The organism is Tessaracoccus bendigoensis DSM 12906, assembly GCF_900141915.1.
GTDB lineage: Bacteria > Actinomycetota > Actinomycetes > Propionibacteriales > Propionibacteriaceae > Arachnia > Arachnia bendigoensis.
The window spans coordinates 1-1626 of the sequence record NZ_FQZG01000149.1; the positions used below are offsets into that span (position 1 = coordinate 1).

Genomic DNA, 1626 nt, shown 5'->3' on the forward strand with positions numbered 1-1626 from the left:
CCAGAGCGCGATGACTGTGATGTCGACTCCGGCGTGGAGGAGGTTCATGGCGGTCGTGTGCCGGAGGGTGTGCATGGTGACGTGTTTGCTGTCCACTGAGGGGCAGGTCTTCGCGGCGGTGCGGACATGGGTCGCGAGGCGGTGCTCGATGGCGTCGCGGGAGAGGGCGTTTCCGTGGGGTCCGGGGAAGAACGCGTTGCCTGGCAGGCGGTTGCGTTCCTGTAGGTAGGTGCGGATCTGGTTTCGGGTTGTGGTGCTGATCGGGGTGATGCGATGCTTGCGGCCCTTGCCCTGGCATTCGACGTAGGGGCTGCTCTGGGTGTGGATGTTGTTGGTGGTCAGGTCGATGAGTTCGCTGATCCGCAGGCCGGTGTTGATGGCCAGGGCGAGCATCATCTGGTCTCGTCGGCCGGTCCAGGTCGCGACATCGGGTGCTGCGAGCAGCGCCTCAGTCTCTTGCGGGTTGAGGTAGCTGATCAGGGGTTTCGTGGTCTTGGCGGGTGGGATGGTCAGGACGCGGCGGATGGTTTCGGCGGCCTCGGGGTGGTCGGGCAGGGTGTGTGCGAGGAGGACGCGGATCGCGCCGAGGCGGGCGTTGCGGGTGGCGGGCGTGTTGGCCCGCTCGCGGGTGAGGTGGTCGAGGAAGCCGGTGACGGTGTCGCGGTCGATGTCTTCGAGCCGGATCTGGTCTGCGGTGGTCGGGGTGGTCGTGCAGATGTGTTTGATCAGGAGGCGCCAGGTGTCGCGGTAGGAGGCGATCGTGTTGGGGGTGAGGTTGCGCTGGATGTGGACGTAGTCGGTGAAGAACGCCTGCAGTGCGCTGGTGAGGTAGGTCATGGTGATTTCACTCCATCGTGAGGGTGGTGGTGCGGTGGGCGGCCAAGGCCAGGAGTTCTGGGACGGCCTCGACGTACCAGTAGGTGTGGGACGGGTCGGAGTGGCCGAGCCAGGTCGCCAGCAGGCTCAATGTCGCTGCGGGATCGGCCCCGTCGCCGGTGTAGGAGCGGATCATCTGCCTCGTGGCGAAGGTGTGGCGCAGGTCATGCAGCGTTGGCGCCGGCCCGTTCCAGGTGAAGTCGGCCGCGTCACGGAGCCTGTGGAAGTAGGCATCAATGGTGACCCGCTTGTAGCCCGTGCCTTTGACGGTGACGAAGAGTGGCCCATCGGGTTGCGGGCCGGCGGCCAGACGGGCAGGGCTGTTCTCGTACTCGGCCAGCGCCGCGATGGTGCTGGAGTGGAGGGGGACGAGCCGGTCGGGGCCGTGCTTGTTTGCCCGGATCAACACGCTGCCCTCACCGGGATCGACGTCCCGGACGCTGAGCCGCAGGACCTCCCCGATGCGCATGCCGGTCACCGCCAGGAGGGCGATGATGTGAGCCATCGTGGCTTGGACGAGCGGGGGTGTGAACACCTTCCGGCAGCAGGAGATCAGTGCGTCGACCTCGTCCTGGGTGTAAATGTGGGGCCGGCGTCGATCCCTTCCGCCGCGCAACGCGTTGGCGGCTGGGACTTCAACATCCAAACCGATGGCATGGCAGTGGCGTGCCAGGCCTCTGACCGCGGCGAGACGTTGACGCTGGTAGGAGTGGGCCAAGCCCCCATCCCCCCGCGCCCACGTGACCACGT

The 1626-nt window shown here is 66.6% G+C and carries 2 protein-coding genes; both read right to left on the bottom strand.

Translation table 11 applies throughout. From position 1 onward, the window contains the following. Positions 1-837: tyrosine-type recombinase/integrase (locus tag BUC15_RS18835; protein ID WP_073191648.1), on the bottom strand; the 837-nt coding region annotated here is incomplete at its 3' end. A gap of 7 nt (positions 838-844) precedes the next feature. Next, positions 845-1626, bottom strand: a 782-nt coding sequence (locus BUC15_RS18840) for a tyrosine-type recombinase/integrase (RefSeq protein ID WP_217652308.1), incomplete at its 5' end; no start/stop codon positions are given.